At 71.2% G+C, this 14,502-nt stretch carries 15 protein-coding genes; 9 read left to right on the top strand and 6 right to left on the bottom strand.

Annotation, left to right across the window (positions count from 1 at the left end):
- Window positions 1-179: 179 nt before the first annotated feature.
- Both ACGFZS_RS07485 and ACGFZS_RS07480 read left to right on the top strand, forming a co-directional pair.
- Window positions 180-1,976, top strand: a complete 1,797-nt coding sequence (locus ACGFZS_RS07485; protein WP_393794294.1) for a serine/threonine-protein kinase — start codon at window positions 180-182, stop codon at window positions 1,974-1,976.
- 134 nt (window positions 1,977-2,110) lie between these two features.
- A complete protein-coding gene (locus ACGFZS_RS07480; RefSeq protein ID WP_393794293.1) occupies window positions 2,111-3,640 on the top strand; it encodes a substrate-binding domain-containing protein in 1,530 nt (509 codons plus the stop codon).
- Window positions 3,641-3,644: 4 nt separating this feature from the next.
- On the opposite strand, the gene ACGFZS_RS07475 is transcribed toward ACGFZS_RS07480, so the two are convergent.
- The 3 genes from ACGFZS_RS07475 to ACGFZS_RS07465 are packed head-to-tail and all read right to left on the bottom strand — an operon-like array spanning window position 3,645 to window position 6,833.
- A complete protein-coding gene (locus tag ACGFZS_RS07475; RefSeq protein ID WP_393794292.1) occupies window positions 3,645-4,688 on the bottom strand; it encodes a Gfo/Idh/MocA family protein in 1,044 nt (347 codons plus the stop codon).
- Window position 4,689: 1 nt separating this feature from the next.
- On the bottom strand, window positions 4,690-5,682 hold the full coding sequence (locus tag ACGFZS_RS07470; protein WP_393794291.1) for a Gfo/Idh/MocA family oxidoreductase: 993 nt from the start codon (window positions 5,680-5,682) through the stop codon (window positions 4,690-4,692).
- Window positions 5,679-6,833, bottom strand: a complete 1,155-nt coding sequence (locus tag ACGFZS_RS07465) for a Gfo/Idh/MocA family protein (RefSeq protein WP_393794290.1) — start codon at window positions 6,831-6,833, stop codon at window positions 5,679-5,681. The genes ACGFZS_RS07470 and ACGFZS_RS07465 overlap by 4 nt, the downstream gene beginning before the upstream one ends.
- Before the next feature lie 121 nt (window positions 6,834-6,954).
- Here ACGFZS_RS07465 and ACGFZS_RS07460 point away from each other — a divergent pair, with 121 nt between their 5' ends.
- Complete coding sequence (locus ACGFZS_RS07460) at window positions 6,955-7,959, top strand: LacI family DNA-binding transcriptional regulator (RefSeq protein WP_393794289.1); 1,005 nt, start codon at window positions 6,955-6,957, stop codon at window positions 7,957-7,959.
- 104 nt (window positions 7,960-8,063) lie between these two features.
- On the opposite strand, the gene ACGFZS_RS07455 is transcribed toward ACGFZS_RS07460, so the two are convergent.
- Entirely contained in the window at window positions 8,064-8,819 is a 756-nt protein-coding gene (locus ACGFZS_RS07455; RefSeq protein WP_393794288.1) for an SLATT domain-containing protein, read from the bottom strand.
- A gap of 282 nt (window positions 8,820-9,101) precedes the next feature.
- Between ACGFZS_RS07455 and ACGFZS_RS07450 the strand changes: the two genes are divergently transcribed.
- The 3 genes from ACGFZS_RS07450 (at window position 9,102) to ACGFZS_RS07440 (ending at window position 10,828) form a co-directional block, all read left to right on the top strand.
- Window positions 9,102-9,446, top strand: a complete 345-nt coding sequence (locus ACGFZS_RS07450) for a YbaB/EbfC family nucleoid-associated protein (protein ID WP_393794287.1) — start codon at window positions 9,102-9,104, stop codon at window positions 9,444-9,446.
- Between the two features lie 127 nt (window positions 9,447-9,573).
- Window positions 9,574-10,173, top strand: a complete 600-nt coding sequence (gene recR, locus ACGFZS_RS07445; RefSeq protein ID WP_362574698.1) for a recombination mediator RecR — start codon at window positions 9,574-9,576, stop codon at window positions 10,171-10,173.
- Window positions 10,166-10,828: a DUF5063 domain-containing protein gene (locus ACGFZS_RS07440; RefSeq protein ID WP_359206249.1), complete on the top strand. Its 663-nt coding sequence runs from the start codon at window positions 10,166-10,168 to the stop codon at window positions 10,826-10,828. Before recR ends, ACGFZS_RS07440 begins: the two co-directional genes overlap by 8 nt.
- Here ACGFZS_RS07440 and ACGFZS_RS07435 read toward each other — a convergent pair.
- Both ACGFZS_RS07435 and ACGFZS_RS07430 read right to left on the bottom strand, forming a co-directional pair.
- The gene (locus ACGFZS_RS07435; protein WP_393794286.1) at window positions 10,821-11,456 is read right to left on the bottom strand and encodes a PleD family two-component system response regulator; all 636 of its coding nucleotides are present in this window, start codon (window positions 11,454-11,456) and stop codon (window positions 10,821-10,823) included. The genes ACGFZS_RS07440 and ACGFZS_RS07435 overlap by 8 nt on opposite strands.
- Before the next feature lie 130 nt (window positions 11,457-11,586).
- Window positions 11,587-12,159, bottom strand: coding sequence for a hypothetical protein (locus tag ACGFZS_RS07430; RefSeq protein WP_393794285.1), 573 nt, complete (start codon window positions 12,157-12,159; stop codon window positions 11,587-11,589).
- A gap of 187 nt (window positions 12,160-12,346) precedes the next feature.
- On the opposite strand from ACGFZS_RS07430, the gene ACGFZS_RS07425 reads away from it, so the two are divergent.
- From ACGFZS_RS07425 to ACGFZS_RS07415, 3 genes are all read left to right on the top strand, one after another.
- Window positions 12,347-13,159, top strand: a complete 813-nt coding sequence (locus ACGFZS_RS07425; RefSeq protein ID WP_393794284.1) for a helix-turn-helix domain-containing protein — start codon at window positions 12,347-12,349, stop codon at window positions 13,157-13,159.
- Complete coding sequence (locus ACGFZS_RS07420; protein ID WP_393794283.1) at window positions 13,152-13,334, top strand: DUF397 domain-containing protein; 183 nt, start codon at window positions 13,152-13,154, stop codon at window positions 13,332-13,334. Before ACGFZS_RS07425 ends, ACGFZS_RS07420 begins: the two co-directional genes overlap by 8 nt.
- A gap of 279 nt (window positions 13,335-13,613) precedes the next feature.
- Entirely contained in the window at window positions 13,614-14,471 is an 858-nt protein-coding gene (locus ACGFZS_RS07415; protein ID WP_393794282.1) for a hypothetical protein, read from the top strand.
- The last annotated feature ends 31 nt before the right edge of the window (window positions 14,472-14,502 follow it).

Here is a 14,502-nt window from a genome sequence, read left to right as displayed (position 1 = left end):
CTCAGCGGCTCTCTCGAAGCAGCCGCAGTCCGGCAGCATGCCGTCCGTGCGACGGCATGCTGACCGTCGGGCGAGCCCGACCGCTTGTTACGTAACCGTAGACACCGTGTCGCCCGGCTTGCGGAACCGCCGCATTATTCTCGGCTCGATCACAAGTGTGAGCGAGGGGCGGATCTGCCATGGAGAAGCTGGGGCCGGGGGATCCGCAGCACATCGGGGGGTACCGGCTGCTCGCGCGGCTGGGTGCGGGCGGGATGGGGCGGGTGTATCTCGCGCGGTCGGAGCGCGGTCGTACGGTCGCGGTGAAGCTGGTGCGGGCGGAGATCGCCGCGCACGAGGAGTTCCGGGAACGTTTCCGGCAGGAGGTCCGCAACGCCCAGCGGGTCGGCGGGTTCTGGACCGCGCCCGTCCTCGACGCCGACACCGAGGCCACCGTGCCCTGGGTGGCCACCGGCTATGTCGCCGGACCGAGCCTCCAGCGTGTCGTCGAGCACGATCACGGCCCGCTGCCCGAGCGGTCGGTGCACATCCTCGCCGCCGGGCTGGCGCACGCGCTCACCAACATCCACGCGGCCGGCATCGTCCACCGCGACCTCAAGCCGTCCAACGTGATGCTGACGATAGAGGGCCCCCGGGTCATCGACTTCGGGATCGCGCGGGCGATGGAGACCCTGCCCGGCGAGGGGCTCACCCGCACCGGCTCGCTCGTCGGCTCGCCGGGCTTCATGGCCCCCGAGCAGGTGCGCGGCGACCGGATCACCCCGGCCTGCGACATCTTCTGCCTCGGCTCCGTGCTCGCCTACGCGGCCACCGGCCGGCTCCCCTTCGGCACCACCGAGGCCGGCGAGCACGCCCAGATGTTCCGCATCGTCCAGGAGGACCCCGACCTCTCCGGCCTCCCCGAAGGCATCGCCGACGTCGTCCGCGACTGCCTCCGCAAGGACCCCGCCACCCGCCCGTCCCTCGACGCCATCCTGGCCCGCACGGGAGCGGGGGAAACCGTGTGGGAGGGCCGGTCGAAGGACCCCTGGCTGCCCGGGGCACTGGTGGCCCAACTGGGCCGACACGCGGTCGAACTCCTTGAGGTGGAGGACCCGACTTTCCACGGGGCCAAGGCGACGGATCCGGCGACCGGTCAATGGGCGCCAGGGGCAGCCAACCCAGGGGCGCGGGGAACTGCGCGACCAGCCCCCACCCACCCGCACCCGACCCTCAACCCCCCGTCCCCCGAACACGCCCCCGCCCACCCGGCCTACGGCTACCCGAACCAGCCCCACCAGCACCCGCAGCCCCAGTCTCAGCCGCAGTCTCAGCAGGAGTACAACCCCTACACCGACCCGGCCGCCCCCGCCCCGCACCCCACCCGCGTCTACACCCCGCCGCCACCCCCGCCCTACGACCCCACCCCCGGCGACGGATCGGGCCGCACCCCCCGCTCCACCGCCCTCCTCGTCACCATCGCCCTGATCGTGATGCTGGCGGCCGGCGGCACCGTGTACGCGCTGATGAACAACGGCGGTGACGCGAAGGCGGCCGACAAGCCCACCCCCTCCCGGTCGGTCACCGACCCGGCGTCCTCCGCGGGATCGACGCCGACCCGGTCGTCCTCCCCGTCGGCCTCCCCGAAGGGCACCGGCACCGTCCCCGCCGCCTTCCTCGGCACCTGGGCCACCTCGATAGACAACTCCACCGGCCACAACACCCGTGAACTGACCATCCGGCAGGGCGCGGTGGGCGACACGGTGCTCACGCTCGTCGCCGACGGGCCGGGCTACCACTGCGAGTTCACCGCGAAGCTCGCCGCGAAGCCCGGCTCCGGCGGGCCGTTGGAGATAGGGCCGTCGAAGGTCACGACCGGCGAGCCCCGCTCCTCCTGCTCCGCCGGTGAGGCCACCGAGGTCAGCCTGCTCTCCGACGGCAGGCTGAAGCGGGTGAAGAAGGACGGCGGCGAGAGCCTGACGTACAGCAAGGAGTGAACTCCGGGTCTGGGCGGTGTAGTTGAACGTTCGGCGAACAAAAGTTCTGACGTCCGGAATATCCCTGCGTCACACATCCTGCGCCCTTACGGTGACCCCACCATTCGACTCCGGGGAGTGGCGGGGGCACCCACATGGAGTGGCTGAGCACGGAGAACATCGTGGCCGTCGGCACCGCGGTGCTCGGCATCGTCGCGTCGGCGGGCATCTTCTGGTACGAGCGCCGGGTCCCGCGCCGCAAACGCATCGGCTACCGCGTGCAGATGGACAACCCGATCGGCGACGACATCCGTTCGGGACGGTTCGGCAGACGTCTGGGCCTGTTCGACGAGGCCCCGGACATGTCCGACGCCACCCTCGTCCTGATCCGGATCGAGAACGACGGCTCCCAGGGCATCGGCCGCGACGACTACACCAGCCCCGAACTGCACGGTCTCACCGCGGTGTTCACCGACCGCACCATCCGGGGCGTCTCGGTCACCCAGCCGACCGACAGCGACCACCTCATGCCGCACTTCACCCCGGAGCGCGGATTCGGGTACGCGGGCAACACCCTGCGCATCCCGCGCGTCCCGCTCAACCACGGCGAGCACTTCAAACTCCTCGTGCTGCTGTCCGGCGGTGACGTGGGCCGGGAGATCAGACTCATCGGCGGCCTGCACGACGGCGAGGTCCACCCCAACCGCAGCGCCACCCCGGACGACGCCACCCCGCTGTTCAGCCGGGCCTCCCGGCTGATCACCATCATGCTCACGGTCAGCGTCCTCACCCTCGCCACGATCATCGTGGCCCGCGACGACAACCCGCCGCCGATCGGCTGTGCCAAGGGCTCGCTGCGGGTCATCGGCTCGACCGCCTTCGCCCCGGTGATGGCGGACGCGGCGAAGAAGTACGAGAAGCAGTGCGAGGGTTCCTCGATCATCGTGGACGCGCACGGCTCCACGGCCGGGATCCGGGACCTGAGGAACGCCGGGGCGGGCTGGAAGAAGCCGGGCTCCCCGTCGGTGCTGGCCATGTCCGACGGCCCCAAGCCCACCGACATGCCCGAACTCCACGAGAACCGGGTCGCGTTGGTGGTCTTCGCGCTCGTCGTGAACGACGACGTGAAGCTGACGGACCTCTCCACCGCCGACGTACGACGGCTGTACCGGGGCGACATCACCAACTGGAAGCAGCTGGGCGGCCCGGACCTGCCGGTGGTGCTGGTCAGCCGGGACGCCAACTCCGGTACCCGGCAGGTCTTCCAGCGCCGGGTGCTGAAGCGCGGCGAGATCGCCAACTCCTCCGTCGACTGCGTGCACAAGGACGACCCGACGGCCAAGGTGATCCGCTGCGAGCTGGACTCCACCGACCAGGTGCTGTCGGAGGTGGCCCAGCTGAAGGGAGCCGTCGGCTACGCCGAGCTGAACGTGGCGGCCGGGGCGAAGGGCCTGCACACCCTCTCCCTGGACCACGAGGCCCCGTCCGTGGAGGCGATCGAACGCGGTGTCAGCGCGTACCCGTACCGCGAGATCGAGTACGCGTACACCTACGGCCAGCCCGCCGCCGACACCCTCGCGTCCAGCTTCCTGACGTACGTCGAGAGGGGGAACGGCCAGGACGTCATCCGCAGCCACGGGCACGTGCCCTGCGCCACCTCCGTGGGGAACAGGCTCTGCGGCTGATCCGCTACCCGGGGAACTCGATACCGCACGCCCGGCGGATCCCGTCCAGCGCGCGGAGCGTGCCCACCGACGCCTCCAGCGGCCGGAGCGGGGACTCCCGCAGGCCCTGCGCCACGCACCGGGCCACCTCCGCCGCCTCGAAGTGCAGCCCGTCGTGGGCGGTGCGCTCCTCCGTGTACGTCAGCGTCGTACCGCCGCCGGACGGGGTCAGCAGGACGTCCCCCGGCTGGTAGAAGGGGCCCGGCAGGGTGAGCGTGGCGTGGCTGCCGGCGATGGTCGCGGTGGTGGGGGTGTCGCCGAGGACGGTGGTGTGGACGACGGCCTGGTTGCCGTCGCCGTCGCGGAGGACGGCGGAGAGCTGGCCGTTGACCCCGGCGGCCGGGTGCGGCTGGCCGGTGGCGAGGATCTCGGCCGGCTCGCCGAGCACCCAGGTGGCGAGGGAGACGGGGTAGGTGCCGAGGTCCAGGAGCGGGCCGCCGGCGAGGTCGGCGCGCAGGATGCGGTGGCCGGGGGCGAAGTGCTCGCCGTGGTCGGCCAGCACGGTGCGGATCTCGCCGAGGACACCGGAGCCGAGAATCTGCCGGACCACGTCGAACCGGGGGAGGAAGAAGGTCCAGAGGGCCTCGGCGCAGAACAGGCCGCGCGCGGCCGCCAGTCGGGCCAGCTCGGCGGCCTGCGCCGCGTCCAGGGCCAGCGGCTTCTCGACCAGCGTGTGCTTGCCGGCCTCCAACGCCAGCCGGGCGCAGGCGAGATGGGCGGTGTGCTCGGTCGCCACGTAGACGACGTCGACGTCCGGCGCGGCGACCAGTTCCTCGTACGAGCCGTAGGAACCGGGGATGCCGTGCCGGCCGGCGAAGTCCTTGGCGCGGTCCGCGTCGCGGGAGGCGACGGCGGTGAAGCGCTGGCGGGTGTGGCGCCGCACCGAGCCGACGAACCGCTCCGCGATCCACCCGGTGCCGAGCACACCCCAGCGCAGGGCGGGCGCCGCCATGGGGTCGGGGGTGCGCGGGGCGGGGAGCACGGCGGGGAAGGCGGGGGGCGTCGGCATCTCAGACCTCCGGGACCCGGACGGCGGTCGTACGGCCGTCGGTGTGCATGGACGCGATGACGGCCTCGGCCACCGCGGAGGCCACCAGTCCGTCGTACGCGGTGGCCAGTGGTGTGGGACGGCCCTCGGCGACGGCGTCGGTCCAGGCCTGCAGCTCCAGGCGGTAGGCGTCGGCGAACCGGGGCCGCCAGTCGGCCGGATAGCCGGTGGCGCGGGTCCGGGCGGTGTCGGAGACCAGCCGGGCCGGATCGGTCAGCGCCAGCGTGCCGTGCTCGCCGACGACCTCGCAGCGGACGTCGTAGCCGTAGCCGGCGTTGAGGAAGGTCTCGACGGTGGTCAGCGCGCCGTCGGCGGTGCGCAGCAGCATCAGCTGGGGGTCGCGGAGGGCCGTCGCCGCCGGGGTGGGGCGGGCCGCGTGCCAGCTCACCTCCACCACCGGGGAGTCCAGCAGCCAGGGCACGGTGTCGAACTCGTGGATCGCCGACCCGGTGACGCTGAACTCGTCGGTGGCGCCGGGCGCGGAGGTCACCCCCCGGCTCACACAGTGCACGAGGAGGGGGACCCCGGCCGTACCGGCGGCGAGGGCGGCCCTGAGGTCGGCGTACCCCGGGTCGAAGCGGCGCATGAAGCCGAGCGAGACCAGGTCCGCGGCGCGGTCCTCCCGCAGGACCCGCACGCACTCCGCGGTCGTCGGCGCGAGCGGCTTCTCGCACATCACCGGCTTGCCCGCGCGGACGGCGGCGATCGCGAGGTCCGCGTGCGTGCTGTCGTGGGAGGCGATGACGACGGCGTCGACACCGGGGTCGGCGATGAGCGCGTACGGGTCGGCGCCGGACCGCGCGCCCGGCACCCCGGCGGCCACCTCCGCCGCCCGCCCCGCGTCGAGGTCGGCGACGTACGCGACCTCGGCGCCGGAGACCCAGCGGTGCAGCGTCCGCACATGGTCGGCGCCCATGTTCCCGGCGCCGACGACCCCGACCCGCACGGCACTCATCCGAGGCTCACCCACGCCCCCCGCGCGGCGGAGCGGCTCATCGCGTCGAGGGCGGTGGCGCTGTGCACGGCGTCGTCGAGGGTCGCGCCGTACGCCGTGCCCTCGGCGATGGACCGGAGGAAGGCGTGGGCTTCGATCACCTTGAGGTCGTCGTAGCCCATGGCGTTGGCCGCGCCGGGCTGGAAGGCGCCGTACTCGCCGTGGCCGGGGCCGACGAAGACGGTGGAGACGGGCTGGTCCTGGTAGGAGGTGCCGCGGCTGACGCCGAGTTCGCCCATCCGCCGGTAGTCCCAGAAGACCGCGCCCCGGGTGCCGTGCACCTCGAAGCCGTAGTTGTTCTGCTCGCCGACCGATACCCGGCAGGCCTCCAGGACACCGCGTGCGCCGGAGGCGAAGCGCAGCAGGCAGTTGACGTAGTCCTCGTTCTCGACGGGGCCGAGTTCGCCGCCGGTGGCGAGGGTGTGGCCGGCGGTGGCGCCGGTGGGCCGTGCCCGCTCCGGGATGAACACGGCCGTGTCGGCGGCCAGCGACTCGATGTCGCCGAGCAGGAAGCGGGCCAGGTCGACGCCGTGCGAGGCGAGGTCGCCCAGCACTCCGCCCCCGCCGCGGGCACGCTCGTAGCGCCAGGTCAGGGCACCGTCGGGGTGCGCCGCGTAGTCGCTGAAGAGGCGGATCCGGACGTGGGTGACGGTCCCCAGCTCGCCGGAGGCGATCAGCTCGCGGGCGTGGGCGACGGCGGGCGCGTTGCGGTAGTTGAAGCCGACGGTGCTCCGCACACCGGCCGCGGCCACGGCGTCCGCGACGGCCCGGGCGTCCTCGGCCGTCAGCCCGACCGGCTTCTCGATCCAGATGTGCTTGCCGGCCTCGGCCATCGCCACGCCGATCTCGCGGTGCAGGAAGTTCGGCGCGGTGATGCTGACGGCCCGGACCCGGGGGTCCTTCACGACCTCGCGCCAGTCCCGGGTGGTGGACGCGAACCCGAACTGGGCGGCGGCCTCCTCGGCCCGCCCCGGCACCTCCTCGGCGACGGCCACCAGCTCCGGCCGTACGGGCAGCTGCGGGAAGTGGTGCGGAATGCGCTGGTAGGCCTGGGTGTGCACCCGCCCCATCCAGCCGAATCCGACGACGGCGACGCCGAGCGTACTCACCATGGGCTGCCCTTCTTTGGACCGTTCCAGAGATTGCCCGCTCACGATGCGGGGCGACTTCCGCAGGTGTCAAGACATTCGGCCGTCTTTACAAAGCCGGAGGGGGTGTGGAACGGTCCAGGGCATGAACGCTCCGACCATCCGTGACGTCGCCGCGCGCGCCGGGGTGTCGAAGTCGCTGGTCTCCCTGGTGCTGCGGGGCGCGGACGGGGTCCGTGAGGACAAGCGCCGGGCGGTCCTGGCCGCCGTCGAGGAACTCGGCTACCGGCCCAACGCGGCCGCCCGCAGCCTCAGCGAACGCCGCACCCGCACGGTCGGCGTCCTCCTGAACGACCTGCGCAACCCCTGGTTCGTGGAACTCCTCGACGGGGTGAACCGGCGGCTGTCCGACAGCGGGCTGCGGATGCTGCTGGCCGACGGCCACCTGAACCGGCGCCTCGGCGAGGACCTCACCCACACGTTCACGGAGCTGCGCGTGGACGGCCTGATCGCGGTCGGCACGCTGCCCGACCCCGGGGTGCTGCGCACGGCGGCCGGCCGGATCCCCACGGTCGTGGCGGGCACCAGGGAACCCGTCCTGCCCGCCGTGGACATCGTCGCCAACGACGACGAGCTGGGCGCCCGCCTCGCCACCGAGCACCTCATCGGACTCGGCCACCGGGACATCGCGCACATCGCCGGGCAGGGCGCGGTCGGCGAGCTGCGCCGGCGCAGCTTCGAGGCGACGATGCGGGCGCACGGGCTGGCCGGTTCGGCGGTGGTGGAGCAGGGCGACCTGACGGAGGAGGGCGGCTACCGGGCGGCGGTCCGCCTGCTGAGCCGTCCCCGGCGTCCGACGGCGGTCTTCGCGGTCAACGACATGACCTGCGTCGGCGCGCTCTCGGCGGCCGAGGAGACGGGGCTCACCGTCCCCCGGGACCTGTCCCTGGTCGGCTACGACAACACGTACCTCTCCCGGCTGCGGCACCTGTGGCTGACGACCGTCGACAACGGCAGCGAGGAGGTGGGGCGCCGCGCCGCCCAACGGCTCCTGGACCGGATCACGGAGCCGTCGCGAGCGGCCGAGACGGACCTGGTGACGCCGTTCCTGGAGGTACGGGGGACGACGGGGCCGCCGCCGGGCGGGTGAACCGCCCCGTCAGGGGCGCGGGGAACTGCGCGAGCAACCACGACGGCGCCGCAGCCACCCGACAACGCGCACCCCCCTTACCTCGCCCCCCTCACCTCACCCCCTCACCTCGGCTCCGGAGGCCGCTGCCTGGGCATGTTCGGCCGTGCCCCGTTGGTGTTGCCCGGCGGCAGTGGGAACCGTCCGCTCAGATGTCCCGCGTCGGCCCGCGACCCGGCGGTCACCGTCGCCTGGATGCCCAGCGGAGCCGACCCCGTGCGGAACTCCACCATCCAGTCGGCCGTCTCGGTGCGGACCAGTTCGGTCACGTCCTCGGAGAACCGCCGCAGCACCGCCAGGCACCGCTCGGCGGCCTCGCTCGCCGTCCCCTCGGCGGGACCCAGCACCTCCCGGACGCTCTCCGAGGCCCAGTCGAACTGGAGCACCTGGAGCCGCCGCTGTACGGCCTGCGCGGTCGCCATGTCCCTCATCCAGCCGGACGTCACCCCGAAGAAGCGGTCGACGCCGATGCAGGCCACCGCCGTCAGCAGCGCCAGATACCCCCAGGGCGCCACCCCGCCGATCACCCCGGTGAGATCGAGGAGCGGCAGCGCCGCCCCGAGCGTCGCGCCCACCGCCGCCCCGGACCGCAGCGCCCGCGCGCCCCGCCGTTTCCACACCCGGTCCGCGAGGTACCACGCGGCGGTCTCCAGCGCCCCGCGCTCCACCCACCGGTACAGCTCGTCGAGCCGCTCGGCCGGTTCGCCCCAGTCCCCGAGCGGGAACGCCCGCCCGGTCAGATCACCCGGCCGCAGTCCGGCCGCGCCCTCGCCCCGCCCGTCCTGACGCGGTCCCTCGGGCTGCATCTCCGGCTGACCCACCCGGCACTCCCTACTGATCACAACCGGTCACGTTCCGTGACCTCGGACATGGCATCGGACATGGCTTCGGCGCGACCATGGCTGCTGACGACGGGAACCCTTCCTACCGCCCAATGGGTGGCGAAGGCTCGGCTTTCGTCTCTTTTCCGCCCAGAAGTGGGCCTTGATCAGGTATAGGGTCCCCGGGATTCTCACTCGAAAGAGTGGCGGGGCGATGGCTGCGTCGACCACGTAGGCTCATCCACAACGGGACAACCGAGAATCGACACCCAGGAGCTGATCGTGATCCCCGGTGGTGGCCAGCCCAATATGCAGCAGCTGCTCCAGCAGGCCCAGAAGATGCAGCAGGACCTGGCACGGGCCCAGGAGGAGCTGGCGAACACGGAGGTCGACGGGCAGGCGGGCGGCGGCCTGGTGCGGGCCACCGTGACCGGTTCCGGCGAACTGCGCGCGCTGAAGATCGACCCGAAGGCGGTGGACCCGGAGGACACCGAGACCCTCGCCGACCTGGTCGTCGCGGCCGTCCAGGCGGCCAACCAGAACGCCCAGACGCTCCAGCAGCAGAAGCTGGGCCCGCTGGCGCAGGGTCTGGGCGGCGGCACGGGCATCCCCGGCCTGCCGTTCTGACCCCGTCGGACCCCCGCTGATCTCGCCGTTCTGATGTTCGTCGCCCGCGCGACACCCGCACCGCCTTCCTAGGACAGGCGGCAGCCAACTACGGTACGTACCGAAAGACTCCAGGAAGGGCAGTCCGTTGTACGAAGGCGTGGTCCAGGACCTCATCGACGAGCTGGGTCGGCTTCCCGGCGTCGGTCCGAAGAGCGCGCAGCGGATCGCCTTCCACATCCTGCAGGCCGAACCGACGGACGTACGGCGTCTCGCCCAGGCTCTTCTGGAAGTGAAGGCGAAGGTCCGCTTCTGCGCGACCTGCGGCAACGTGGCGCAGGAGGAGCTGTGCAACATCTGCCGTGACGCGCGCCGCGACCCGACGGTCATCTGTGTGGTGGAGGAGCCGAAGGACGTCGTCGCGGTCGAGCGCACCCGGGAGTTCCGCGGCCGCTACCACGTCCTCGGCGGGGCGATCAGCCCGATCGAGGGGGTGGGCCCCGACGACCTCCGCATAAGGGAGCTGCTCGCCCGCCTGGCGGACGGCGCGGTCACCGAACTGATCCTGGCCACGGACCCGAACCTGGAGGGCGAGGCGACGGCCACCTACCTCGCCCGCATGATCAAACCCATGGGCCTGAAGGTCACCCGCCTGGCCAGCGGCCTCCCGGTGGGTGGCGACCTGGAATACGCGGACGAGGTCACCCTCGGCCGCGCCTTCGAGGGGAGACGACTCCTAGATGTCTGACGCCACGCTGCACGCGACCGCGCAGAACCCCGACGACTTCGCGGTCCAGATCGCCGACCAGGTGGAGAGCTTCCTGGTGGCCGTCACGGAGGTGTCGAAGGGCGACGAGCCGGACTCGGCGGTCCCCTTCCTCCTCCTGGAGGTCTCCCAGCTCCTGCTGGCCGGCGGCCGTCTCGGCGCCCACGAGGACATCGTCCCCGACGAGCGCTACGAGCCGGACCTGGGCCCGGAGCCGGACGTCGACCAGCTCCGTGAGAACTTCGCGCGTCTCCTGGAGCCCATCGACGTCTACTCCGAGGTCTTCGACCCGTACGAGCCCCGCAAGGCGCCCGTCCCGGCCCGTCTCTCGGACGACCTCGCCGACGTCATCACCGACCTCCGCCACGGCATGGCCCACTACCGCGCGGGCCGCACCACGGAGGCCCTGTGGTGGTGGCAGTTCTCCTACTTCTCCAACTGGGGCCCCACCGCCTCCGCGGTCCTGCGCGCCCTCCAGTCCATCCTCATCCACGTCCGCCTCAACCAGCCCCTGGACGAGCTGGACGGCCTGGACACCGACCAGGACACCATGGGCGACGAGACCCTGGAGTTCGAGGCGGGCCAGGTCATGGAGCAGGAGATCGGCGGACAGCTGGGCCTGGGGCCGGTCAAGTAGCCGTCCTCGGAAACCGGCCCACCTCTCCCAGCAGGGCGAACAGCTCCGTCGGAGACTGGGTGACGCCGTTGCCTCCGGCGGCGGCCACCCGGTCCCGGCGGGCCGTCGCACCGGAGCCGCCGTAGACGAACACCGGGGTCGTGGCGTCCGTCTCGCGGATCTTCCGGATCAGCGCGAGTCCGGCGTCGGGGTTGAACCCGTCGGCCTCAGCGCGGCCCATGTCGGAGATCACGGCGTCGAAGGGCCGCTGTGCCCGCCGCAGGGCCTTCAGGCCCTCGTCCGTGGATTCTGCCTGTACGACCTCCACGCCCATCGCCTGCAACTGGGCGGCCTGGTAGGCGTTGTTGGAGGGCGCGTCATCGACCCACAGGATCCTGCGCAGGACGCCTTGCGCGGACCCCGCAGGCTCCGCCTGAGCCGTGACCTGCCGTTGCAGTTCCGCCGTGGTCTCGACGACCTGGTCCGTGAACTGCTGGACCGTCAGTTCGTTGTTGCCGACCTTGAGGCTGAAGGCCCGATTCTTGACGATGTCCCGGATCTCCGGAAGCAGCCTCCACACCACCCAGCCGGCGAACACGGGCCAGGCCAGGCCGGTCAGGGCTCGGATCAACTCCGTCGCGTCCTTCACAGCGATCCGAACCCTCCGTTCCCGCCACCACGACGGCCCCGTTTCGGGTCGCCCAGTCTGTGCTGGGCACCTCGTCGCGTCGAGTCCCAGCGAGACGAGCGGATCAGGCGGGGGCGATGAGGAGGGCATCTCAGAGCATCTCCCTGACGTTGCTCAGCGCCTCGGGCGGCACGAAACCGCGGTTGCGGTAGGTTCCGGCGAGCCGGATCGTCCTCTGCCCGCTGTCCCGGTCCCATTCCCATTTCTCGCACCGGTTGATCTGGTTCGCCGGTACGACGATCTTCGCGGCCACCTCGCCCTCGGTCTGGTACGGCGAGTACCTGCGGTAGGTGTTCAGGTCGCGCACCTCTTCGGCGACGCCCTGCACCGCCACGGCGGAACGAGGGGCCAGGATGACCCAGCAGTAGTACAGGTAGGCGACCGGCTTCTGTCCGAAGTGGGTTCCGAACCACAGGGCGGTGTGCCGGGCGGTGTGCACGAAGTTGGTCCTCGCCGCCGTGGACCGCTCCACCGTCCCGCACGAGAGGGAGATGAAAGGCGTCTCCTCGCAGAACGGCTTCCCCGTGGCGGGGTCGACGCTCTCGAAATGGTTCACATGCAGATTGAGGTTCTGCGCGGTCAGTTTCGAGGCGATCTCGCCGCTCGGCAGCGGATCGACCTCCCTCCACCAGTTGCAGGTGATCCCGACTCCGCTGTCGATCACCTTCCCGGCGGCAGCGTCCGTGCCGGACCCATCAGCCTAGGGCAACTCGGGTCTCTGGTAGGAGAGTTGGCGCCATGATCCCCGGACACCCCCACGGCAGTGATCGCGCGTCCGTACAGGTCGATTACGCCATTCACGGTCACGTAACCGATAAGTCCGGCTACATTCTGTAGTGGAGGTGGGTGCCGTGTCCGGCGACAACAACAACCAGCCCCCGGCTGCCTGGCGCTACGGCGGCGATCAGCTGAAGCGCTGGCGCACGCAGGCGGACGTCACCCGGGAGAGGCTGGCCTCCGCCGCCAACTACTCCCCGGAGACCATCGCCTCGATGGAGCGCGGGGTGCGCAGGCCGACCTCGCGCGTGCTGGACGTGGCCGACGAACTGTGCGGTGCACAGGGGATGTTGAGTGCCGCGAAGCAGTTCCTCAACCGGGAGCGCTTTCCGGCGCGTGCGCAGGACTTCATGGAGCGGGAGAAGGAGGCGATCAGCCTCTGGTGGTACGAAGTCACGCTCGTGCCGGGGCTGTTGCAGACGCAGGCGTATGCGCGGGCGCTCATCGACAACCGCATCCCGCCGCTGGACGAGGAGACGGTGGAAGAGCGTGTCGCCGCGCGCATGGAACGGCAGGTCATCCTCACAGACCGGAAGCCCCCGGTGGGCCTGAGCTTCGTCCTGTACGAGGCCGTACTGCGCAGCCCGTTGGCCGACGGTGAACAGCTGGGCCGGTTGCTGGAGGTGTCCCGACTGCGGAACGTCGTGGTGCAGGTGCTTCCCTTCGAGCGGGCTTTCAGTGACGCCCTCATGGGGCCCATGGTGCTGCTGGAGACCCGCGATCACGAGCGATTCGCTTTTACGGAGAGCCCGTTCGCCAGCGAGCTTTCGGCCGATCCGGGGGTTGTCAGCCGCGTGACCGAGCGGCTTAGCATGATCCGGACGCAGGCTCTCGACCCCGACGAGTCGGCCCGTTTCGTCGAGCGGATGGTGGATCAACGTGAGTGACCGACTCAAGTGGTTCAAGTCCAGCTACAGCGACAATGAAGGCGGCGCCTGCGTCGAAGTCGCCCTCTCCGTCGCCGTTCACATCCGCGACTCCAAGACCCCCGCGGGCCCCGAGCTCCGGGTGGCCGCGCCCGCCTGGGGCGCGTTCGTTTCCGCAGTTCGGCCCGGGGCTTGAGCCTCGGGCTTCGAGCTCTTCCATTGGGTTTCTGGGCTGGTTTGGTTCGACCCAACCAACCAAGTCTGCAGGTGAGTTGAAGCCGCCTACCTCGAAAGAGTGACGTTCCGTGATCGGCTTGCGCCGGAACGTGAAGGCACTTTAGGTTCGCGGCAAATAGATCGGCCCCGGTCGGTGCGGGAACACCGGCTCCGGGGCCTGGACCTACTCATCGATATCGAGGTCTCGATGGTGGTTTACGCCTACCCTAGCCCTGCCCTGCCGTCCCCGTCGCACCCCTTGGCTAAAACGGGTTACGGCAAGCGCCCCGCAGGTGACGAAGACCCGCACGCCGACCCGGACTTCGCACACCTGAGCCCCCGCGACCGTGAGATCGCCGTCTTCGTGGACCATCTCCACGAAGGTCATGCGATGGGCTACAAGGCCCTCGCCGCCGCGCACCCCCGCTACGGCCAGCAGGCCTGCCGCACCTCGCTGCGCCGCATCACGCTCGCCGGCCATCTGCGCTGGATCAAGGAGCACATCACTGTCGAGGACAACTCGATGCGCTGGGTGACCCGGACGTACTGGTCGCGTACCCCCAGGTCGGCCGAGGACATCGATGTCGCCGACGTCGAGCCGGAACCCGACACCGCCCGTCAGGTACTCGCCGAACTGCGCGCCTCCGACTCCCGCATGGCCCTGTCCGACACCGATTGCCGTTCCCTCGCATCCCTGACCGAGGAGTGGCTGTCCCGTGGCGCGACCCCGGACGACATCACCAAGGCCCTGACCGACGGGCTGCCGCCCGCCGTCACCAACCCGGGCGGACTCGCCCGCAGCCGATTGGAGAGCAAGATGCCACCGAAGAAGTCCAAGGCGAAGATCCGGCAGAAGGCCGCCCGTCGTGCCCGCGTCACCCGCGTGATCATGGCCTGCGGCCTGTGCGACGCGGACGAGCGGACGACCGAGATCGTGAGCGGGCTGTGCCGGGAGTGCCTGGAATGCGTCGACGAGGGTGAGTACACGGACGACGGCTACGTCCCGGAGACCTTCCTGCCCGGCCCGCGCGGTAGCGGCGGCCTACCCGGCGCCGACGAGGTCATCGACGTCACCGAGCGCGTGGAGGCGCTGCGCCGCGCGGCGGGGTTGCGGTGAGCGTGCAGGAGGTGCCGGTCGGGGCAGTATG

The sequence above is a fragment of the Streptomyces sp. NPDC048288 genome (genome assembly GCF_043201555.1).
Taxonomy (GTDB): domain Bacteria; phylum Actinomycetota; class Actinomycetes; order Streptomycetales; family Streptomycetaceae; genus Streptomyces.
This window is presented reverse-complemented; position numbering and strand designations above follow the sequence as displayed.

Coding starts and splice junctions, on each gene's coding strand:
- ACGFZS_RS07485 (WP_393794294.1), top strand. CDS start 180: ATGGAGAAGCTGGGGCCGGGGGATCCGCAGCACATCGGGGGGTACCGG.
- ACGFZS_RS07480 (WP_393794293.1), top strand. CDS start 2,111: ATGGAGTGGCTGAGCACGGAGAACATCGTGGCCGTCGGCACCGCGGTG.
- ACGFZS_RS07475 (WP_393794292.1), bottom strand. CDS start 4,688: ATGCCGACGCCCCCCGCCTTCCCCGCCGTGCTCCCCGCCCCGCGCACC.
- ACGFZS_RS07470 (WP_393794291.1), bottom strand. CDS start 5,682: ATGAGTGCCGTGCGGGTCGGGGTCGTCGGCGCCGGGAACATGGGCGCC.
- ACGFZS_RS07465 (WP_393794290.1), bottom strand. CDS start 6,833: ATGGTGAGTACGCTCGGCGTCGCCGTCGTCGGATTCGGCTGGATGGGG.
- ACGFZS_RS07460 (WP_393794289.1), top strand. CDS start 6,955: ATGAACGCTCCGACCATCCGTGACGTCGCCGCGCGCGCCGGGGTGTCG.
- ACGFZS_RS07440 (WP_359206249.1), top strand. CDS start 10,166: ATGTCTGACGCCACGCTGCACGCGACCGCGCAGAACCCCGACGACTTC.